The 21422-nt window shown below is 47.7% G+C and carries 17 protein-coding genes; 10 read left to right on the top strand and 7 right to left on the bottom strand.

Translation table 11 applies throughout. The annotated features are described in order from the left end of the window. Nucleotides 1-261: 261 nt before the first annotated feature. Both purL and tadA read right to left on the bottom strand, forming a co-directional pair. Nucleotides 262-4161, bottom strand: a complete 3900-nt coding sequence (gene purL, locus J9B83_RS08245; protein WP_211536277.1) for a phosphoribosylformylglycinamidine synthase — start codon at nucleotides 4159-4161, stop codon at nucleotides 262-264. A gap of 116 nt (nucleotides 4162-4277) precedes the next feature. Next, the gene (gene tadA, locus J9B83_RS08240) at nucleotides 4278-4781 is read right to left on the bottom strand and encodes a tRNA adenosine(34) deaminase TadA (RefSeq protein ID WP_211536276.1); all 504 of its coding nucleotides are present in this window, start codon (nucleotides 4779-4781) and stop codon (nucleotides 4278-4280) included. A gap of 111 nt (nucleotides 4782-4892) precedes the next feature. Here tadA and J9B83_RS08235 point away from each other — a divergent pair, with 111 nt between their 5' ends. Further along, the gene (locus J9B83_RS08235) at nucleotides 4893-5315 is read left to right on the top strand and encodes a CBS domain-containing protein (RefSeq protein ID WP_211536275.1); all 423 of its coding nucleotides are present in this window, start codon (nucleotides 4893-4895) and stop codon (nucleotides 5313-5315) included. Nucleotides 5316-5343: 28 nt separating this feature from the next. Here the strand turns inward: J9B83_RS08235 and J9B83_RS08230 are convergent, their stop codons facing one another. From J9B83_RS08230 to J9B83_RS08215, 4 genes are all read right to left on the bottom strand, one after another. Next, nucleotides 5344-5601: a cold-shock protein gene (locus J9B83_RS08230; protein ID WP_211536274.1), complete on the bottom strand. Its 258-nt coding sequence runs from the start codon at nucleotides 5599-5601 to the stop codon at nucleotides 5344-5346. 86 nt (nucleotides 5602-5687) lie between these two features. After that, nucleotides 5688-8471, bottom strand: coding sequence for a valine--tRNA ligase (locus tag J9B83_RS08225; protein WP_211536273.1), 2784 nt, complete (start codon nucleotides 8469-8471; stop codon nucleotides 5688-5690). A gap of 89 nt (nucleotides 8472-8560) precedes the next feature. Then, nucleotides 8561-9007 carry a hypothetical protein gene (locus tag J9B83_RS08220; RefSeq protein WP_211536272.1) on the bottom strand — a complete coding sequence of 149 codons (447 nt, stop codon included), beginning with the start codon at nucleotides 9005-9007 and terminating at the stop codon, nucleotides 8561-8563. A gap of 277 nt (nucleotides 9008-9284) precedes the next feature. After that, nucleotides 9285-10742, bottom strand: coding sequence for a leucyl aminopeptidase (locus J9B83_RS08215; RefSeq protein WP_211536271.1), 1458 nt, complete (start codon nucleotides 10740-10742; stop codon nucleotides 9285-9287). Nucleotides 10743-10864: 122 nt separating this feature from the next. On the opposite strand from J9B83_RS08215, the gene lptF reads away from it, so the two are divergent. Next, nucleotides 10865-11992 (top strand): LPS export ABC transporter permease LptF, encoded by a 1128-nt coding sequence (gene lptF / locus J9B83_RS08210; RefSeq protein WP_328797718.1) that lies wholly within the window; start codon nucleotides 10865-10867, stop codon nucleotides 11990-11992. Next, nucleotides 11989-13050, top strand: coding sequence for an LPS export ABC transporter permease LptG (gene lptG, locus J9B83_RS08205; RefSeq protein WP_211536269.1), 1062 nt, complete (start codon nucleotides 11989-11991; stop codon nucleotides 13048-13050). The genes lptF and lptG overlap by 4 nt, the downstream gene beginning before the upstream one ends. Nucleotides 13051-13089: 39 nt before the next feature. Here lptG and J9B83_RS08200 read toward each other — a convergent pair whose 3' ends face one another. Beyond that, complete coding sequence (locus J9B83_RS08200) at nucleotides 13090-14256, bottom strand: aminotransferase class I/II-fold pyridoxal phosphate-dependent enzyme (protein WP_211536268.1); 1167 nt, start codon at nucleotides 14254-14256, stop codon at nucleotides 13090-13092. 169 nt (nucleotides 14257-14425) lie between these two features. Between J9B83_RS08200 and dksA the strand changes: the two genes are divergently transcribed. The 7 genes from dksA (at nucleotide 14426) to panC (ending at nucleotide 21398) form a co-directional block, all read left to right on the top strand. Beyond that, the gene (gene dksA, locus J9B83_RS08195) at nucleotides 14426-14860 is read left to right on the top strand and encodes an RNA polymerase-binding protein DksA (protein WP_407944020.1); all 435 of its coding nucleotides are present in this window, start codon (nucleotides 14426-14428) and stop codon (nucleotides 14858-14860) included. 2 nt (nucleotides 14861-14862) lie between these two features. Beyond that, nucleotides 14863-15774 carry a tRNA glutamyl-Q(34) synthetase GluQRS gene (gluQRS, locus tag J9B83_RS08190; protein ID WP_211536266.1) on the top strand — a complete coding sequence of 304 codons (912 nt, stop codon included), beginning with the start codon at nucleotides 14863-14865 and terminating at the stop codon, nucleotides 15772-15774. 51 nt (nucleotides 15775-15825) lie between these two features. After that, a complete protein-coding gene (locus J9B83_RS08185) occupies nucleotides 15826-17199 on the top strand; it encodes a sigma-54-dependent transcriptional regulator (RefSeq protein ID WP_211536265.1) in 1374 nt (457 codons plus the stop codon). 563 nt (nucleotides 17200-17762) lie between these two features. Continuing rightward, complete coding sequence (pcnB, locus tag J9B83_RS08180) at nucleotides 17763-19223, top strand: polynucleotide adenylyltransferase PcnB (RefSeq protein ID WP_211536264.1); 1461 nt, start codon at nucleotides 17763-17765, stop codon at nucleotides 19221-19223. Between the two features lie 12 nt (nucleotides 19224-19235). Then, the gene (gene folK, locus J9B83_RS08175) at nucleotides 19236-19718 is read left to right on the top strand and encodes a 2-amino-4-hydroxy-6-hydroxymethyldihydropteridine diphosphokinase (RefSeq protein ID WP_211536284.1); all 483 of its coding nucleotides are present in this window, start codon (nucleotides 19236-19238) and stop codon (nucleotides 19716-19718) included. Between the two features lie 4 nt (nucleotides 19719-19722). Continuing rightward, nucleotides 19723-20547, top strand: coding sequence for a 3-methyl-2-oxobutanoate hydroxymethyltransferase (gene panB / locus J9B83_RS08170; protein ID WP_211536263.1), 825 nt, complete (start codon nucleotides 19723-19725; stop codon nucleotides 20545-20547). Then, nucleotides 20547-21398: a pantoate--beta-alanine ligase gene (panC, locus tag J9B83_RS08165; RefSeq protein ID WP_211536262.1), complete on the top strand. Its 852-nt coding sequence runs from the start codon at nucleotides 20547-20549 to the stop codon at nucleotides 21396-21398. Before panB ends, panC begins: the two co-directional genes overlap by 1 nt. The last annotated feature ends 24 nt before the right edge of the window (nucleotides 21399-21422 follow it).

Genomic DNA, 21422 nt, shown 5'->3' with positions numbered 1-21422 from the left:
CTTCGTTGCTCTGAAGCCTTGTCCGTGTCAGCGAGGGCGTATATTAAGGATCTACAGATTTAGTGCAAGCTCTTTTTTGAAGAAATGTGCGAATTAAGCTAATTAATTTAAAACAACACTTAAAGCGGTCAAAAAACCAACAAAACAGAGCTAAACCTGCTCAAAAGATGATCAACTTACTACTTATTTATAATCTACCTAGGTTAAAAACTAAAAAGCCCTCTCATCTTACGATAAGAGGGCTTTTAAAAAAGTGCTAGATTAACCCAGCCACTTTCTTGCGTTTTGGAACAATCGTAGCCAAGGCGCTTGTTCTTGCCATTCGCTCGGGTGCCAGCTGTGCTGAACCGTACGGTAAACACGCTCTGGGTGAGGCATCATGATAGTCACACGACCGTCTTCAGAGGTTAATCCCGTGATACCTTGTGCCGAACCATTCGGGTTGAATGGGTAACGTTCCGTTGCTTGACCGTAGTTATCAACGTAGCGCAATGCCACCTGAGAAGAAGACACAAGTGCGGCCATGTCTTGATCATCACGGTATTCCGTTTGTCCTTCACCATGGGCAACCGCTATCGGCAAACGCGACCCTTCCATCCCAGCCAACATAATAGAGTTCGACTTCTGAACTTCTACCTGTACAAGGCGAGCTTCAAATTGTGCAGATTGGTTACGAACAAACTTCGGCCAATGACCTGCACCAGGAATCAGCTCGTGTAAGTTAGATAGCATTTGACAACCGTTACACACCCCTAATGAGAAGGTATCTGGACGCTTGAAGAATGACTCAAACTGCTCACGCGCTACTGGGTTGAAAAGGATAGACTTCGCCCAACCTTCACCTGCTCCCAGTACATCACCGTAAGAGAAACCACCACAAGCAACTAAACCACTAAACTCATCTAACGTAGTACGACCGGATAAGATGTCGCTCATATGTACATCGATCGGTGTAAAGCCGGCTTTATGGAAGGCAGCAGCCATTTCCACTTGACCATTCACACCCTGCTCACGCAATACAGCGATCTTAGGTTTCACACCAGATGCAATGAAGGCGGCCACTATGTCTTCGTTTTGGTCGAAACTCACTTGCGCGGAAAGCCCTGGGTCTTTCGCATCTAACAAGTTATCAAACTCTTGTTGTGCAGACTCTGGGTTATCACGCAATGCTTGAATACGGTAGCTGGTTTCAGACCAAACACGCTGCCAGTTAATGCGCGTTTCTTCCAACACGGTTTCACCAGCAAAACGAACGCGAATGCTGTCATCACCGGATAGAGTTGCGATCGATGTCACCTTAACACCCACTTTTTCGTAAGCCGCAACAATGTCAGCGACATCACTGTCGTTCACCTGAATTACAGCACCCAACTCTTCACTGAATAACGCTGGCGCAATTTGAGCTTGCTGACTAATTGTCTCATCAAGATCAATATTCAGACCCAAGTGGCTCGCAAAGGACATTTCTGTCAAGGTAGCAAACACACCACCATCAGAACGGTCATGGTAAGCCAACAACTTACCCTCTGCATTTAAGGCTTGAGTTGTATCGAAGAAACCAGCTAAGGCAGCAGCATTGTCAACATCTGGTGCTTGCTGACCCAGCTTGTTGTAAACCTGAGCAATAACAGAACCCCCTAGGCGATTCTGACCGGCACCCAAGTCGATCAACAACAAACGCGTGTCGGCTTTGTTTTGCAATTCTGGGGTCAGAGTTTTACGCACGTCGGCTACAGGAGCAAACGCGGTAATCACCAAAGACAATGGCGAGGTCACGGCTTTTTCTTCGCCGTCTTCTTTCCATACTGTCTTCATCGACATGGAATCTTTACCCACTGGAATAGCGATATCCAAGGCAGGACACAATTCCATACCCACCGCTTTCACGGTTTGGTAAAGTTTTTCGTCTTCGCCTTCATGGCCCGCTGCGGCCATCCAGTTTGCAGACAACTTAATATGATTACGCTTAGTAATTTGCGCGGCCGCCAAGTTGGTTAAGGCTTCACCAACTGCCATACGGCCTGAAGCAGGCGCGTTTAACAAGGCAATAGGCGTACGTTCGCCCATGGTCATGGCTTCACCGGTTGTGCTGTCTAATGACGAGGTCGTCACAGCCACATCGGCAACTGGCACCTGCCAAGGGCCCACCATTTGATCACGAGCAACCATACCTGTAATAGAACGGTCGCCAATGGTGATCAAGAAGTTTTTGCTGGCCACGGTCGGCAAGCTTAAAACGCGCTGCGCCGCATCAACAAGGTCTACATCTACCGCGGTGAAATCATCACCTTCGATAACCGCTTTATTCGCTTCGCGGTGCATTTTAGGTGGCTTACCGAACAATACAGACATGGGCAGATCAACAGGCTTGTTGCCAAAGTGCGGATCAGCTACTTCTAAATGAAGCTCTTCTTTCGCATCGCCAACAATGGCAAACGGACAACGCTCGCGCTCACAAATAGCGGTAAATTCTTCAACACGCTCAGGCGATACCGCCATCACGTAACGCTCTTGGGATTCGTTACACCAAATCTCAAGCGGTGACATGCCCGGCTCATCGTTTAGCACTTTACGTAGATCAAAGTTGCCGCCACGTTCGCCGTCTTTTACCAATTCAGGCAACGCGTTCGACAAACCACCAGCACCCACATCGTGGATAAAGCTGATTGGGTTGTTGTCGCCAAGCTGCCAACAACGGTCGATAACTTCCTGACAACGGCGTTCCATTTCTGGATTACCGCGCTGTACAGAGGCAAAGTCTAGGTCTTCGTTACCATCTGCCGATGCCATAGAAGACGCCGCGCCACCGCCTAGACCAATTAGCATGGCTGGGCCACCCAACACGATCAACTTAGCGCCGACTTTGATTTCTTTCTTCTCAACGTGCTCACGACGAATATTGCCCAAACCACCCGCCAACATAATGGGCTTATGGTAACCACGGACTTCTTCTTTGGTTGCACCTTGGATTTTTTGTTCGTAACTGCGGAAATACCCCAACAAGTTTGGACGACCAAACTCATTGTTAAACGCCGCACCACCAATAGGACCTTCAATCATGATGTCCAAAGGCGTCACAATTCGAGAAGGCTTACCGTAGTAACTTTCCCATGGCTGTTCAAAACCTGGAATTTTTAGATCAGAAACCGTGTAACCACTCAAACCCGCTTTGGGTTTTGAACCAATACCGGTCGCGCCTTCGTCACGAATTTCACCGCCGGAGCCGGTTGCCGCACCCGAAAATGGTGAAATGGCCGTCGGGTGGTTGTGTGTTTCCACCTTCATCAAGATGTCGATATTTTCTTGACTGAAGTCGTATTCGCGCGTGCCTGGCGCGGGGAAAAAACGCCCTGCAAAACTACCTTCCATCACCGCCGCATTGTCTTTGTAAGCTGACAAGGTGCCATCTGGATTATGTTCATGGGTGTTCTTGATCATCTTAAACAAAGAACGTTCTTGCTCTTCGCCATCGATTGTCCAAGACGCATTAAAAATTTTGTGGCGACAATGTTCGGAGTTCGCTTGTGCAAACATCATCAATTCAATGTCGATTGGGTTGCGCCCCAACTCAATAAAAGACGTCACCAAATAATCGATTTCATCCGCCGCCAATGCCAGACCCAGCGCTTGGTTTGCCTCAACCAAGGCTTCGCGTCCGCCGCCCAGCACATCCACACTGGTCATTGGAGCCGGCTCAGCATGGGAAAACATCACAGACGCGTCGCTCAATGCCGGAAGCACGCTTTCTGTCATGCGGTCATGCAACATCTCGGACAAGACATCCAAGTCTTCAAGGCTCAATGGCGCTGAACTGTGGATAAAGTATTCCACACCGCGCTCCACTCGAGACACAGCCGCAAGGCCACAGTTATGAAGGATATCGGTTGCTTTCGATGACCAAGGTGAAATGGTGCCCAAACGAGGAACCACTAATATACTTTGATCAGATGAACTGACTTGGGAGGATTTAGGACCGTAGGCCAAAGCGCGTTGTAGAACAGTATCCTGTTCAGTCGTCAGCGTTTGATTATCAGCCAGCTCCACGAAATGGAGAAATTGCGCATCCACATCTGTTACAGACGGAATAGATGCTTGCATATTGGCTAATAACTTTGCCTTGCGAAACGCAGATAGCGCCGCGGAACCATGCAGAGTTAGCATGTTGAGTATTGCCTCACTTGGTAGTTTTGGGGAAATGATGGGGTATTTTAAATCAAGGAGGCAAATAGAGGCCAGTAGAGTCTGAAATTTCTAGCAAAAATGCACGAATAAACAGATTAAATGGCGTTTTTTGCCTGTTGTTTTAACTTCTTTTTTTGTTCGCGACGAAATTGAAAGAACTGCGTGAGCTGTATCGACGCCGTTTCTGCTAATACGCCTCCTGTTGCCACGACCTTGTGATTTAAAAAAGGCGCATCGAAAAACCGCCCTTGGCTTTTTATCGCGCCGCTTTTCGGTTCCGTCGCGCCGTACACCACGCGTTCAATTCGCGAGTGCACCATGGCACCCGCACACATAGAACAAGGCTCTAAAGTCACGTATAAAGTGGCACCAGGCAAGCGATAATTATTAAGGTGCTGACACGCCATGCGAATGGCCTGAATTTCTGCGTGAGCCGTCGGGTCGCAAGACGAAATCGGCGCATTGTAGCCTTCACCAATAATCTCATCATTCAACACCACAATGGCGCCCACAGGAATTTCACTTTCAGCCCCCGCGATGGCGGCTAGCTCAATGGCCCGTGCCATCCATCTTTGATCTGTCGTTTCTTGATCTGTCATTGTTGATTTACCTCAACCAAGCGAGATTGGCGCAAACACAGGATTGCCTTTCATACAGGTAAAGCTCTACACTCGATGCTCACGCCAAAATAAACATAAGGAGATTCATTCATGCGCACTGTGGCAGACCTGATGATTACCGATTTAGTGACTTTGAAGGAAAATGACTCTTTAGCGAAAGCCAAAGAACTCATGCAGGAAAAAAACATCCGTAACATCCCCATCACAAACGAAGAAGGCCAATGTGTGGGCATGCTGACACAACGAGAATATCTTCGTCATGCTTTTTATTTGGTGAGCCAGTTTGGCACGCAACTTTTGTCCAAGAAAGAACAGCAGACCCCAATCGCCAACGCCATGAACAAAGACATCTTAACCGTCTCACCGGATACAGACTTAGACATGGCCGCTGAGTTTTTTATTGAAAACAAATATGGCTGCCTGCCCGTCACCAAAGACGACAAACTGATTGGCATTTTAACGCCTGTGGACTTTGTGAAACTCGCCCACAGCATGCTAAACAAACCAACTTAAGCCTTTTCACCTACTCGGCGAAGATAAGTTAGCCACTGGCCTGCTGCACATGCAAATGAGAAAGAACCGTTTTCGTTTCTTTCTCTTGTCGAATATCAACTGCCTGCACACCAAAGTCTGTTTCTGTCAGCTCAAAACTGACCACCTGACCTTTACGAAGGGTTTTGTGGCCATCGCACACTATGGATTTATAGTGAACAAACACATCCACGTCGTCTTCTCGCTGAATAAATCCCACGCCTTTGGCGTCGTTAAACCATTTCACCTTACCGATTAATCGTTGCATTTTTTCGCCTCTTTTTTATTTTTATTAAAGTAAGCGCAAAGCGGAGTCCCGATTAGAGAATCCGCTTTTGTCTGTTTACATTGTCATTATAAGGATTCAATACTGATTTTTTGCTCTTCCAGTTTGCTGACGGCCAATTGCAAATCGTCGCACTTAGCGCGTTCTTTCTCGACCACCTCTACCGGCGCTTTGGCAATGAAACTGTCGTTAGACAGTTTGCCTTGAATGCGCTGCAAATCTTTTGTGGCCTTGTCGATTTCTTTTTGCAAGCGAGCCAACTCGGCTGCTTTGTCGATTAAACCCGCCATCGGCACCAAGACTTCCATATCACCCACCAACGCCGTGGCTGACATAGGCGCTTCGTCGCCTGGATTCAACCAAGTGACCGATTCCAATTTTGCCAAGGTTTGCAAGAAGGTTAAGTTCGCGTCTAAACGCGTTTTGTCTTGCTCAGCGCCATTGCGCATCAAGATAGCCAATGGCTTAGACGGTGATATGTTCATTTCGCCACGAATATTACGAATGCCTTCGATGACGCCTTTTAGCCATTCCACATCCGCTTCGGCTTGCTGGTCTTTTTTCGCTTCGTCGGCGCTTGGGTACTGACTAATCATAATGGAATCGCCTTCCACACCCACCAATGGTTTAACGCGCTGCCAAATTTCTTCGGTCAAGAACGGCATCATCGGATGCGCAAGACGCAAAAAGGCTTCCAGTACGCGCACCAAGGTACGACGAGTGCCGGTTAACTGAGCTGTGGTGGCGTTTTCGTCCCACAATACTGGCTTAGACAATTCCAAATACCAATCACAGTATTCGTGCCACATAAATTCGTATAACGCTTGCGCCGCCAAGTCAAAACGATGGGTGTCGAACGCACGATTCACTGCGTCTTCTGCATGTTGCAGACGAGAAATGATCCATTTATCCGCCAACGACAACTCAACGTCTGAACCATGTTGTCCACAGTCTTGATCTTCGGTGTTCATCAATACATAGCGGGTTGCGTTCCAAATCTTGTTACAGAAATTTCGGTAACCTTCTAAGCGATTTAGGTCGAATTTGATGTCGCGGCCACCCGACGCCAAAGAGCACAAAGTAAAGCGGAGCGCGTCTGTTCCGTAGGCTTGAATGCCATCTGGGTAAGTATCACGTGTATTCTTTTCGACTTTTTGTGCAAGACGTGGCTGCATCATGCCAGAGGTGCGTTTTGCCACCAAAGACTCAAGGTCAATACCGTTGATCAAATCCAATGGATCGATTACATTGCCTTTGGATTTCGACATTTTATCGCCGCGTTCATCGCGAATCAGCCCAGTAATGTAAACGGTTTTGAACGGAACCTTATCGGTGAATTTCAACGTCATCATGATCATTCTGGCCACCCAGAAGAAAATAATGTCGAAACCCGTTACCAAGACGTCTGATTCACTAAACTCGGCAAAATCTTGGGTTTCTTCTGGCCAACCTTGGGTGGCAAAAGTCCAGAGGGCTGAAGAGAACCAGGTGTCTAGCACGTCTTCGTCTTGGACTAATTCAAGATCAGCGGCCAAATTGTACTTGCTGCGTACTTCTGCTTCGTCTTTACCCACATAGAATTTACCGTCGGCATCGTACCACGCTGGAATTTGGTGTCCCCACCAAAGTTGACGCGAGATACACCAGTCATTTAGATCGCGCATCCACGCAAAATAGGTGTTTTCCCATTGTTTCGGCACAAACTGAATGTCGCCGTTTTCAACGGCTTCAATAGCAGGCTTCGCCAAAGACTCTACCGCTACGTACCATTGCTGCGTCAAATACGGCTCAATGACCGTATTACCACGCTCACCGCGCGGTACTTTTAGCTTATGGTCGACAATTTTTTCTAGCAAACCCAGCGCTTCAAAATCGGCAACAACCGCTTTACGAGCAACAAATCGATCCATACCGCGGTATTTTTCTGGCGCAACATCGTTCACCGCCGCATCGTCATTGAAAATATTGATCAACGGCATGTCATGACGTTTGCCAACTTCGTAATCGTTGAAATCGTGCGCAGGGGTGATTTTCACACAACCCGTACCAAACTCTTTGTCGACATACTCATCGGCCACAATCGGGATGCGACGACCAACAAGAGGTAATTCGACGAATTTACCAACAAGGTCGGTAAAACGCTCGTCGTCTAAAGCCACCGCAACGGCAGCGTCACCAAACATGGTTTCTGGGCGAGTCGTTGCAACAACGATGTGATCCTTGCCATCCGCTGTTTTTACGCCATCGGCAAGCGGATAACGGAAATACCACATGAAACCGTTTTCTTCTTCAGACACCACTTCAAGGTCGGAAATCGCCGTGTGTAATACAGGGTCCCAGTTTACCAAGCGTTGACCACGGTAAATAATGCCTTCATCGTATAAGCGTACAAACACATCCTGAACCGCGGCCGACATGCCAGGGTCCATAGTAAAGCGCTCTTTTTGCCAATCTACCGAGTCACCCAATACACGCATTTGATCGGAAATCGTACCACCAGATTGATCTTTCCATTCCCAGACTTTTTCAAGGAATTTCTCACGGCCTAGCTCATGACGCGTGGTGTTTTGTGCAGCAAGCTGACGCTCAACCACCATTTGCGTGGCGATGCCCGCATGGTCGCTGCCTGGCTGCCATAAGGTGCGGCTACCTTTCATGCGCTCACGGCGAATCATGGCGTCCATTAAGGTGTGCTGAAAAGCATGACCCATGTGCAAACTGCCTGTGACGTTTGGCGGTGGAATCATAATAGAGAAAGGGGTGCCATCGCCTTGAGGGGCAAAGTAACCGCCCTCTTCCCAACGTTGATAAATAGGTTGTTCAATACTTTGAGGTTGGTAAGTTTTTTCCATTGTGATGTCTAAAGCTCTTAGGTAGCGGTCAATATTTAATGGGGAAATTATAACGTGTCAGCGCAAGATAAAGAACAACAGTGGCGCAATTAAGGTCGAGGTTGAGAATCTGTAGACGCCTTTGCCCCTGCTGTGTCCTCGGCGGTCGTCGAAGCCTGTAAATTTTGCATGACCTCCGCCACCAGCGCCGTCATAAGTTCTGGCAAGCGCTTTTCCAACACATCAACAATGGCGCGGTTAATCTGCTCCGATGATACGATCAATGTGTCGGATTGTGTGATTGGTTTTTCGGTGTGTGTCGTCTGTGCAGGTGGACTTAGCTCAGTCGTTTCGTTATCAAGCGGTGCGTCTTTCACATCGAAAGAGTGCTGCAAGTGCGCTTCTTGACTGGTCGAACGGGGATACGACGCCGCAGCGCCATCCACAACGATGTCCATTAAGATAGGAATATCGTCCTGATTACGCAGCGCGGACATCAAGGCGTCTTCGTCTGGCTCGAAAGTACCATCATCATGGGAAGTGGCTAGATCTGACATAAGAAAAACCAACAATAAGAAAACAAAAACACAAGTGCTCGGCGAAATGCCTCGCATAACTCGTTATGTATAGCCATCAACTTTCGCATTGAAAATAACAAAAGTCCACCCTCAGCCATCGATCATCAATCGGCGATATCAACGGCATGTCGTCTTTCAATCGGTACAATTCAGTCAAAAAAAGCAGTGGCCATAAACCACTGCTTTTTAAGTACGATTTTTGCGTCTAATCCGAACCGTCAGGCGTGCTTCTTAACGAAACACCCTAATAGATCACTTACTTGTTCAACAAGTAACGCGTTAACAAGGCAACCGGACGACCGCTTGCACCTTTCGCGGCGCCGCCAGTCCATGCCGTACCAGCAATGTCCAGATGCGCCCAAGAGTAAGAACCCGTAAAGCGCGACAAGAAACACGCCGCGGTAACCGAGCCGGCTTCTGGACCACCGATGTTACCAATGTCGGCGAAGTTGCTGTCTAGCTGCTGCTGGTATTCTTCATCCAACGGCATCTGCCAGATTTTATCGGCTGAGGTTTGGCTGGCAGTTTTAAGTTCAGCCGCCAAGTCATCGTTATTGGCGTACATACCAGAATTCACACTGCCCAACGCCACAACACAGGCACCGGTCAAGGTCGCGATGTCCACGACTGATTTTGGTTTGAAACGCTCGATGTACGTCAAGGCATCACACAATACCAAACGGCCTTCGGCGTCGGTATTCAGAATCTCAACCGTTTGACCCGACATGGTTTTCACAATATCGCCAGGCTTGGTTGCTCGGCTACTTGGCATGTTTTCTGCTGCGGCAATCACTGCAGTAAAGTTAACGTTTGGCTTAAGCTCACAAATGGCTTTCATGGTGCCGAACACGCTGGCCGCGCCACACATGTCGTATTTCATTTCGTCCATTTTTGGCCCAGGCTTCAACGAAATACCACCGGTATCAAAGGTAATACCTTTACCAAGCAAGACGTGAGGCGCTTCGCCTTCGTTACCGCCACGGTAATGCATGACGATTAAGTAACTGGGTTGCGCGCTGCCACGACCTACCGACAAAAGACAATGCATGCCTAATTCGTCCATCTTGGTCTCGTCTAACAACTCCACCTCAATGCTGTAATCTTCACCCAACTGCTGTGCTTTGGATGCCAAATAGCTTGGCGTACACACGTTACCAGGCAAGTTACCAAGCTGACGCGCAAAGGCCGAACCTTTTGCCGTTGCTGTGCCAATAGCCAAAGCCGCTTCATCTGTACCCTGTAATTGAATAGTGGTAACTTTTGTGGCTTTTTCAGCGTCGTCCTTTTTGAATCCAAGGAAGTTATAAAAGCCTTCGTTGACCCACTGAGCCACCAAAGCAAGCGCATCGCTTGGTGAACGACCTTTCAATTCCACTTCGCCGCTGGCAATGGCCACAGACGCAAATGGCAAGCCTTTGATTTGCGCCGCAACCGCCGCTATTACTTTACGCGCCTGCATGTCGCTTAATGCCGCGTCTTTGCCAATACCAACTAGCAATACCGCTTGAGCAAAGTCTTGTGACACACCCGGTAACAACAAGGTTTGACCAACGCCAGCTTTAAATACGCTCGTTTCACGTAGTTGAGAAATCTGCCCTTGGGTATTTTCGTCAATCCAAGCGGCCGATTCAGACAATGCACCTTCGCTAGGAACAAACGCCACAAGCAAGTCCGCTTGCACTGTGGATAAACGATCAAATAACGCCATATTCATGAAAAAACCCTCAAAAAATAACTTTTTAAAAAAAACTGGATAATGTCCTTCTTACCACGAGATAATGGGGGCTTTAGACGTGTAATCAACTCTACGCTTTAAAAGGCTGTATTGATCCAGAGGTGACCTTGAGACTATTCAGATACTTAGCGAAAGAAGTGCTGGTGTCAACCGCCGGCGTGACGCTAATTTTACTGCTCGTAATCCTAAGTGGTCGCTTTTCAAGTTATTTGGGCCGAATCGCCGAAGGGAAAATGACCTTCGAGTTCCTTTTCGTGATCCTTGGCTTTCATATCCCCAGTTTTGTACAAATGATTTTGCCCTTGGCGTTTTTCCTTTCTTTGTTGTTAGCCTTCGGTCGTTTGTACATCGAAAATGAAATGTCCGTATTATTTTCCAGTGGCGTCAGCAAGCTCAAATTGGCCGCCTACACCCTCGGCATCGCCGGGCTTGTTGGCATTGCCAGCGGCACCATCAACTTTTGGCTTGCGCCTTACAGTGAATATCGTGCCGCCGAAGCGTCTCAAGCTCAAGATCAGCTCTCTGCGTTCGATTTCTTAATACCAGGTCGATTTGAAGGCAGCGGACAACGCACCACTTACATAGACAGCTTCACTCCTAACGAAGGCTGGATGAACCAAATTTTCTTATCCGACATCGTCCGCGGTAAAGAAGGTAATGTGCCAACACAATTGTTTGCCGCCTACGCCGAGCAAATCCGCATCAGCTCTGAAGGCAACCAAAACTATCTCGTCTTTAAAGATGGCACTCGCTACGAAGGCAAACCCGGCAGCGCCGAATACAGCATCACCCAATTCGACACCTACGCGGTTCGTATGGAAACTCAGGACAGCGGCGTCATCGACGAACCTTACACGAAAAGCACCCTCGACCTTATTCGCAGCAACGAGCTCGATGATCAGGTGGAATTACAATGGCGTATTTCGTTAGTTATTATCATTCCAATTTTGGCGATTATTGGCTTGTCACTCAGTCAGGTAAACCCAAGACAAGGCCGATTTTTTAAAATGCTGCCGGCAATTTTGCTGATGATTCTGTATATCGCCCTGCTAATTTGGGGGCGAACCGGCTTAGAAAAAGGCAAGATTCCTATCTCACTGGGGCTGTGGTGGATTCACGGCCTCTTTATATTAGTAGGGGCGCTTTTATTCGCCCAATACAATCAGGTCTTTGCCCGCCGTAAAGCCAGACTGCCCAGCGCCGCTTCAAACGAGTCCCTTACGTCATGAGTAAAATAGACAGATACATTGCAAACAGTGTTTTGTGGTCATTTTTGGTTGTCGCTGTAGTCTTGCTTGGGTTGGATTTCGCCCTGACCTTTATCGAGCAAATCAAAAAGGTAAACGACAATTACACGATCCAATCCCTTATGCAGGTGATCTTATTTCGCCTGCCCGGCAAGTTAGCCGAGTACATTCCGGTGGCCTCTTTGATCGGCACCTTGATGGGCTTGGGGACGTTGGCCGCCACCTCTGAATTAACCGTGATGCGCGCTGCCGGTATGCCTATTTGGCGCATTGGTTTCGCGGCGTGCCAGCCGATTGTATTGGTGTCGTTAATGGGCATGGGTATTTCTGAATTTGTGGCACCGATTGCAGGCCAAAAAGCCAATCTTATCGAAAAATTTCAGGATCAAGAGGCTGGCACTTTTTCTCTCACGGGAGGCGTTTGGCTAAAAGCAGATCAAGACTTTGTGTACATTGACGCCGCGGACAACACAGGCACCCTGTACAACCTGCAAGTGTTTTCGCCTGATGGACAAACTCTCACCAGCATCCGAACCGCAGAAACCGCGCAACACATCGAAGGCTCAAAATGGCGACTCAACAAGGTCACAGAAACGCGTTTTGCCGCGGACCATATCGATAAAATCCAAATGGAACACGCTGACTGGGACGTGAGCATCAAGCCCGAACATTTGTTTTTGGCCTCACAGGAACCCGATACTTTATCGCTCAGCCAACTGCACAGCTATCAAACCTACTTAAACCAGCAAAACCTTGATGGCTCTCAATACGAATTGGAATTTTGGATCACCGCACTTCGCCCTATCGCATCGCTGGCACTGGTGTTGGTCGCATTATCGAGTGTGTTTGGGCCGTTACGCTCTTCCACCATGGGTGGGCGAATTTTCTCTGGGGTGATTATTGGCTTGGCATTTCAAAACGCCTTGAATCTCTTTGGTAGAATGAGCGTGGCAATCAGTTTTCCGCCAGTGATTGGCGTCAGTATTCCTATCGTCATTTGTTTAATTGCCGGCTTTATATTGGTTCGACGCAGAGGCTAATGCCTACTGCGTCTTGCTTTAGGCGAGCACTTTTTCTGTTTACGCCGCGATAAACCGAGCGATACGAGCCAGCGCTTCTTCCAAGCGTGACTCATCGCACGTATAGGCAAATCGTACGTATTTATGAGCGTCTTTCATGCCGAAATCCGCACCCGGCGTAAGCGCAACCTTCTCTGTTTCCAGTAAGTCTAGACACCAGGCCATAGCATCTTTGGTCACACTCGACACATCCACATACACATAAAACGCCCCTTGTGCTGGCGCTACCACCGGCAAACCAATGCGCTTCAACCCAGCTAACAACGCCAAGCGACGCGCATTTAATATCTGTCGACGCGCCTCACACTCCGCCAATACATCTGGTTGGAAAGCGCGAACCGCAGCGTATTGAGACACCGTTGGCGCGGAAATAAACAAATTTTGCGCCAGCTTGGTCGCCCCTTCAATCGCCCATTCTGGCACAACCAACCAACCCAAACGCCAGCCTGTCATGGCAAAGTATTTGGAAAAACTGTTGATAACAAAAATATCGTCTGCAATCGACAAGGCCGAGAAATCGTCGCCCTCGTACACCAAACCTTGATAGATTTCATCGACCAGTAAATGCCCACCCAAGGCTTGCACTTCTTGCCACGCCTGAGTCAAATAAGCCTTACTCAACACCGCACCAGTGGGGTTAGAAGGCGACGCCAGCCAAAGACCGGATGTATTGTCATTCCAGTGATCCGACAATGTGTTTAGATCCATTTCGAACCCATCTTCTGAGCGCGTTTCTACCAACTTGGCTTTCACACCGGTTTGGATCAAAAAGTGGCGATTACAAGGGTAGCAAGGATCGGGCATCAGCACTTCTTCCCCCGCGTTTGCCATCAACGATGCCATTAACAACAAGGCACCCGATGCGCCTGGCGTGACAATAATACGCTCCGGCGAAACATGAACATCGTAACGTTGTTGGTAATCGTCACTGATCGCTTGCTTTAATTCCGGCAACCCCGTGGCTGCGGTATAACCTGTATTACCCTGTTGAATCGCATCCACTCCCGCCGCAGCGACAGCGTCCACAGCAACAAAATCCGGCTCACCTACTTCAAGGTGAATAACATCTTCCCCTTGTGCCGCAAGTTGTTTGGCTTTTGTCAAAACCACCATTACTTGAAAAGGGGCAATCTCACCGACTCTTGTTGCTAACTTATGCTTTTCCATTGCGTTTTCTCTGCCTTTCTCTGCTCGTTTTAAAAATATCGCGACCATATACGCGAAAAAAGTGGTTAAGCGTAACGTTATCTGGTAAGTTTCCGCCCGAAAAATAAACCACCCAATTTTATCGGTTACAGGCTACCACAATGGAAACCTGCGAAGTGAGGCAATGCTAATGCCAAAAATGAATCCTGAATCATTAATGAAAGACTTCACCCCTTACGTTGCTAAGGACGGTGAAGAATACATGAACGAGAACCAGTTGGCGCACTTTAAAAGCATCCTTCTCAACTGGAAGCAAAACCTTATGGAAGAAGTCGACCGTACGGTTAACCACCTGAAAGAAGAAGCAGTTAACTACGCCGACCCCAATGACCGCGCCAGCCAAGAAGAAGAATTTAGTCTTGAACTGCGTGCCCGTGATCGCGAGCGCAAGCTGGTCAAGAAGATTTCTCAGACCATTGAATTGATCGATTCTGATGATTACGGTTTCTGTGAAGAGTGCGGCATCGAAATCGGCATTCGTCGCTTAGAAGCACGCCCCACGGCTACCATGTGCATTGATTGCAAAACACTGGCTGAAATCAAAGAGAGACAAATCGGCGGTTAAGTTTGGTCACCCACCACGCTACCAACGACACGCACTACCGTGGCCGATTCGCACCCTCGCCAACCGGTCCACTCCATTTTGGCTCGCTTGTCAGCGCACTGGCGAGCTATTTGGATGCCAAAAAACATCACGGACAGTGGATTGTCCGCTTAGAAGATGTAGACGGCAGCCGTTGCAAAACGCAATACGCCGAGCAAATCCTCCACACACTGCACAGTTATGGCTTGGTATCAGACGAGCTAATTCGCGTTCAAAGCCAACACAGCGATCAATACGAGCAATATTTACTGCTCCTTAAAAAACGTCATGCAGTGTTTGCTTGCAACTGCACTCGTCAATCATTAGCCGACTATCATGGGCAACATCCTCATGTTTGCCATAGTACCACTGACCTTGCTCATTCATGGCGACTGCACACCAGTGGTCAGGCTTATTGCTGTGAAGACGCGATACAAGGCGAGTTATTGTTTGAAAATGACCTCGCCAGCAATGCGCCGGTACTAAAAAGAAAAGATGGTTACTTTTCCTACCAGCTCGCCGTTGTAGTCGATGACCATTTGCAGCAAATCACACATCTTGTGCGCGGTGCCGACCTCATCGACACCACAGCGCAACAACTTTACCTGTACGACCTGTTTGGCTGGCAGGCGCCAGAGATGTGTCATATTCCTCTAATCACCAATCACACTGGTGATAAAATCAGCAAACAAAACCACGCCAAAGCCATTCAAAATGGTCACCTTCCTACCCTATTGCGTGCTTTGCATTATTTGCGCATCGACTTTTCCCCCGGCGATGAACAGGCAAACTCCATAGAAAGTGCACTGACTTACGCTATTCGCCATTGGCAACCGAGCCGACTAAAAGGCATCAAAGACCTTCCTCTTGAGCAACAAGACCTGCATTTTCTTTAATTAACATCGTGTGTGTATAATCGTTACATTAGTTACAAGAGGTGACAGTTAATGCACAACATCATGATCATTTGCCCTGACCATTCGCCACTCAAAGAGTCGGAGAAATGGCTGTCCCGTTATGGTTTTCACGTTAATACCAGCCAATCGGTTGAGCAAGCCAATCGTTACTACGAACTGTCAGAGTTTCATTTATTACTGATTGACCAAGACGCCATCGCGGGCTTAAGCGCCGACGACAATACCCTGCCTAATTCATTACGCCGTATTGTACTCGATACCAAGCCAAGCTTAAGCACGGGTGTTAACTGTATGGCCCAAGGCGCTATTTATTATTTGCCTTTGCCGACAGACTCAGAAACCCTGCTCAAGCACGTTGTCAACGCCCTAGAGCAACACGATACCGCCGCACCAGAAACAACTCACACGCCCTCTCAGCAATCAGCCGAAGACGCCGTTACCCTCGGTACCGCCAGCAGCGGCATCATAGGGCAATGCCCGCCGATGCAGGATCTTTTCAGCGACATGCGAAAAATTGCCGGCACCGACGTTACTGTGTTAATTCGCGGTGAATCGGGCACAGGTAAAGAATTGGTCGCCAAGGCGCTGCACAACTTAAGTCAGCGGCACAACCAACCTATTATCAGTGTCAACTGCGCCGCTATTCCCGATAATTTGATCGAGTCTGAGCTGTTCGGTCACGAAAAAGGTGCCTTTACCGGTGCCAGCACGTCACACGACGGCCTCATTTACGCTGCAAACAAAGGCACTTTATTCTTAGATGAAATTGGCGAACTCCCCTTAGAAGCACAAGCAAGGTTACTTCGTGTATTACAAGAAGGTGAGATACGCAAAGTAGGCGCAACTCAATCCACCAAGGTCAACATTCGTCTTGTGACAGCAACGCACAGAGACCTTATCGCCATGGTTAGAAAAGGCCAATTTCGAGAAGATTTGTATTATCGACTGTATGTCATGGAGTTACTCTTACCTCCGTTAAGAGACAGGGGGGATGATATTTCGGTGCTAGCACAAACACTCCTTGAAAAAGCCTGTAAAAAGCATAATCGCCCGGTATATCACTACAATCGTGCATTCGACAAAGCCATCCGCTCTCATCATTGGCCCGGCAACGTAAGAGAACTGGAAAATGCCATTGAGCGCGCGGTGATTCTGAGCCCGCCAGAGCGAGTAGAAGCCGCTAACCTTAAATTAGCCAGCCATCAAACTTCGGCGCAAGTACCAATAAACACAACCAACGCCAATGGCGACGTTTTCACTGGCACCAGCCTTGATGAATACCTAAAACACTTTGTGCAGACGCACCAACAAACGATGACAGAAACACAACTTGCACATTCCTTGGGCATATCGAGAAAAAGCTTATGGGAAAGACGACAAAAACTAGGGATAGCAAAAAAGTAACAAAAATTAAGTAACAAGTGATACTAAAATACCCAAAAAAGAATCAAGATTCTGCAGGAAAAGTGCACTAATTTTGACTAAAAACCATTAAAATCAGTAAGTTATCATTTTTGGCACAACAAATGCTCTATATAGATCACAACGATAAGAAGATTGACCAAGAATAAAAATAAGTTAATCGTCGTATGTAAGTTCTTAAAAATAACAATAATAGCTAAGAACACCGTGGCCTCTTCAAACAAAAATAAAAATTTGAGGCCATGGATGGAAAATCGCTTTGGATAGTTGATCTTTTTAGATATTTCAGCCTTCGGGCAATGAAGACAATGCAATAATAAAAATAAAACCTGAGTAGAACTGCAGAAGCAGCACCCACTTTGTTTTCGGAACTCATATCTTCACGTATCCAAAGCGATTATTTTATTTACTCCCCGTGAATAATCGCTTCAGTTTTCTCTTCATTGTGTAATACCCCTGTTTATCCTTACTGCCCAATACTCGTGTAAAAAACCTTTTTCACGTGTAGAATACCTTCTTTCGTTAACTTTAAAATTTGTTGTCTAATGCTTACAGGATTAAAATCTTTGGTACGTAAAGCTACCTCTCTGCTTGCCTCACCAAAGGCTCAGACTTACCCTATTATCATCCCTCGCAGTGATCACAGTTTGTCACGTCAAAATTTAAGCCCTAATGCGGTTAAAGTGCTGTATCGCCTTAACAAAGCTGGCTATGACGCCTTTCTTGTCGGTGGCTGTATTCGTGATCATTTAATTGGTATGGAGCCGAAAGATTTTGATGTCGTCACCAACGCGACACCTGAAGAAGTCCACGGTATTTTCTCTAATTCAAGACTCATTGGCCGTCGTTTCAAACTGGTTCATGTCACCTTTGGCCGTGAAATCATTGAAGTGTCGACCTTTAGAGCCAATTCCGCCCAAGACGACAACAAAAACGACACACAAAACACCTCCCTTAAAGGCAAAGACTCAGCGAGATCAGCCCATGGTATCGTCTTACGAGACAATGTATATGGCAGTATAGAAGAAGACGCTGAGCGCCGAGACTTTACCTTTAATGCACTGTATTACAACGTCCAAGACTTCAGCATCCATGATTATTGCGGTGGCCTTAAAGACATTGCCAACAAACAAATTCGCATTATTGGTGATGCTCGACAACGCTACCAAGAAGACCCTGTACGCATGCTGCGAGCGATTCGCTTTGCCGGCAAATTAGGGTTTGATTTAGAAGCAGAAACTGCCGCTCCCATTAAAGAGATGGCACACCTGTTGGATCACATTCCTCCTGCTCGCCTGTTTGAAGAAGTCCTCAAACTGCTCGGCAGTGGTAATGGCATTGCTACCTTTGCACTCCTTCGCCAGTATGGTTTGTTTCGTTACTTGTTCCCAGACACCGAGGCTTTGCTGCAAAGTGGCTGGAAACGTGACGACATTGACCCAGAAGCTTTTATTCTTCAGGGTTTAAAAAATACCGACGATCGAATTCAAAGCGGCAAAACCACCGCGCCGTATTTTTTATACGCCGTTCTATTGTGGCCAAGTGTGTGTTTGCGTCATGATGAATTTCAGGCGCAAGGCATGCCGGTAACACCGGCATTGCATCAAGCGGCTAACATGGTGCTGGACAATCAGGTGGCTTCTACGGCCATTCCTCGTCGCTTCTCGACCCCCATGCGTGAAATCTGGGACATGCAATTCCGTTTACCTAAACGTTATGGCAAACGTGCTTTCTTGCTACTAGAGCACCCTCGTTTTCGCGCCGGTTTTGATTTCTTATTGATTAGGGAATTGAGTGGCACCAAGTTGGACGACCTTGGCGCTTGGTGGGAAGCCTTCCAGCATGGTACAGAAAACCAGCAAAGAGACCTCATCAAAAGCATTGATAACCGTGCGAGCGACAAAGAAGGCCCTAAAAAACGCCGTCCACGTCGTCGCAGAAAAAGTAATGGCAATAGTTCACAAAACACCACAGCCAGCTCACAAAGAGACACTTCTGACGAATAAGAGGACGCGGTGATACACGCTTATATTGGCCTTGGCAGTAATCTTGACAATCCAGTGGCGCAACTTGATCGCGCCATTGATGCCCTAAAGAAACACGACGATCTTCATCATCTTCGTGTTTCTTCTATTTACGGCAGCAAGCCGGTTGGTCCACAAGATCAACCTGACTACGTCAATGCTGTGGCGTCGTTCGACACCTCGCTTGCCCCCCTTGATCTACTCGACCTTTTGCAACGTATTGAACAAGCTCAACGTCGAGTAAGAGAACGCCATTGGGGGCCGCGCACCCTAGATTTAGATCTGCTATTGTATGGCCAAGAAACCATAGCATTACCGAGGCTCGTTGTTCCCCATGCATTTATGCTAGAGCGAGGCTTTGTTATAAAGCCATTAAACGACCTAGCCCCTGACCTTCTTCTTGCCAATGGCAACAAGGTCCACGAGCAGTTACAGCAACTTGACACCAGTGACTTGGTCTTTATCAAAGAAGAATAAAATTATGTATTCAGATAACGCACAAAAAAAGCTAACTAAGCCGGTTACTTTATCCACATTAAAACAAATGAAAGCCGATAAAGAAAAAATCACCTGCTTAACCAGTTACGACGCTTCTTTTACCAACGTGATGAATGTCGCAGGCGTGGAAACCATTTTAGTTGGTGACTCTCTTGGCATGGTCATTCAAGGTCAAGACAGCACATTGCCTGTCACCATCGAAGACATGTGCTACCACACGGCAGCGGTTAAGCGCGGTAACAGCAATGCCTTTATCTTGGCCGACATGTCTTTTATGAGTTACAGCAAACCTGAGCAAGCCCTCGACAATGCCGCTAGACTGATGCAAGCGGGCGCCAACATGGTGAAACTCGAAGGTGGCAGCTGGCTGGCGGACACCATCAAACTGTTGAGTCAGCGCGGTATTCCCGTGTGCGCACATTTAGGCTTAACGCCTCAGTCGGTTCACAAGTTTGGTGGCTATAAGGTACAAGGCAAAAGCCAAGACGCAGCCGATTTGTTGCTGCAAGAATCCCTTGATCTCGTTGCGGCGGGGGCCGACATCTTGTTGTACGAGTGCATCCCAACAGAACTGGGCAAGACGCTCACCGACGCGGTGCCAGTTCCCACCATCGGCATTGGTGCTGGTCATCATACCGACGGTCAAGTATTGGTGATGCACGATATGCTCGGCATCAACCTTGGCCACACGCCAAAATTCGTTAAAAACTTCTTAACTGAAGGTCGTAATGTTACCCAAGCCTTTGAAGCCTATGTAAAAGAAGTCAAAGACACGACCTTCCCAGGACCAGAGCACGGATTCAAATAATGAACACTTTTCACACGATTGCTGAACTTCGTGCCGCGCTAAAAATCGAGCGCCTACAAGACAAGAGTATTATTTTCGTTCCCACCATGGGCAACTTGCACGACGGCCATATGTCTTTGATTCGCCGTGCCGTTACCGAAGGTGATGTGGTTGTGTCGTCGATTTTCGTCAACCCAATGCAGTTCTCTGCTAACGAAGACCTAGAACGCTACCCAAAAACACTCGAAGAAGATAAACGTCTACTTGAAGCCAACGGCTGCCACTATTTATTTGCACCAGACGCCTTAGAAATGTACCCAGATGGCAAACGCAGCCAGACGCAAATCGAAGTCGTGGGCTTATCCGATATTTTATGTGGCGCATCACGCCCAGGACACTTTGTCGGTGTTTCCACTGTTGTGACAAAATTATTCAATATCGTGCAGCCCGACTGTGCAATCTTTGGCAACAAAGACTTCCAGCAATTAAAAGTCATTGAAGACATGGTTCGCGACCTAAGTTCTAACGTGCGCATTATCGGCATAGATACCGCACGCAACGACGATGGGCTGGCCATGAGTTCACGCAATGGCTATTTAACCGAAGAAGAAAGACGCATTGCTCCGGCCATGTATCAAACTTTGTTATGGGCGAAAGAGGCGCTCCTAACAAACAGTGCGAGTCACGAGGACATTCGCGAACAAGCTCAACAGAAGCTTGAAGCGGTTGGTTTCCGTCGTGATTATTTTGAAATACGCGCACAAGATAATTTACAAACACCGTCAGAAGAAGAGAAGAGCTTGGTTATTTTAGCCGCGGCTTACCTAGGCAACGCACGTTTAATCGATAATATTCGCATTGAACTGGCCTAATTCACTTTAAGACTAAGGGAGATT

It is taken from the genome of Marinomonas vulgaris (assembly GCF_018145875.1).
Classification (GTDB): domain Bacteria; phylum Pseudomonadota; class Gammaproteobacteria; order Pseudomonadales; family Marinomonadaceae; genus Marinomonas; species Marinomonas vulgaris.
Note: the sequence above shows the minus strand (reverse complement) of the source record. Positions and strands in the feature narration are given on the sequence as shown.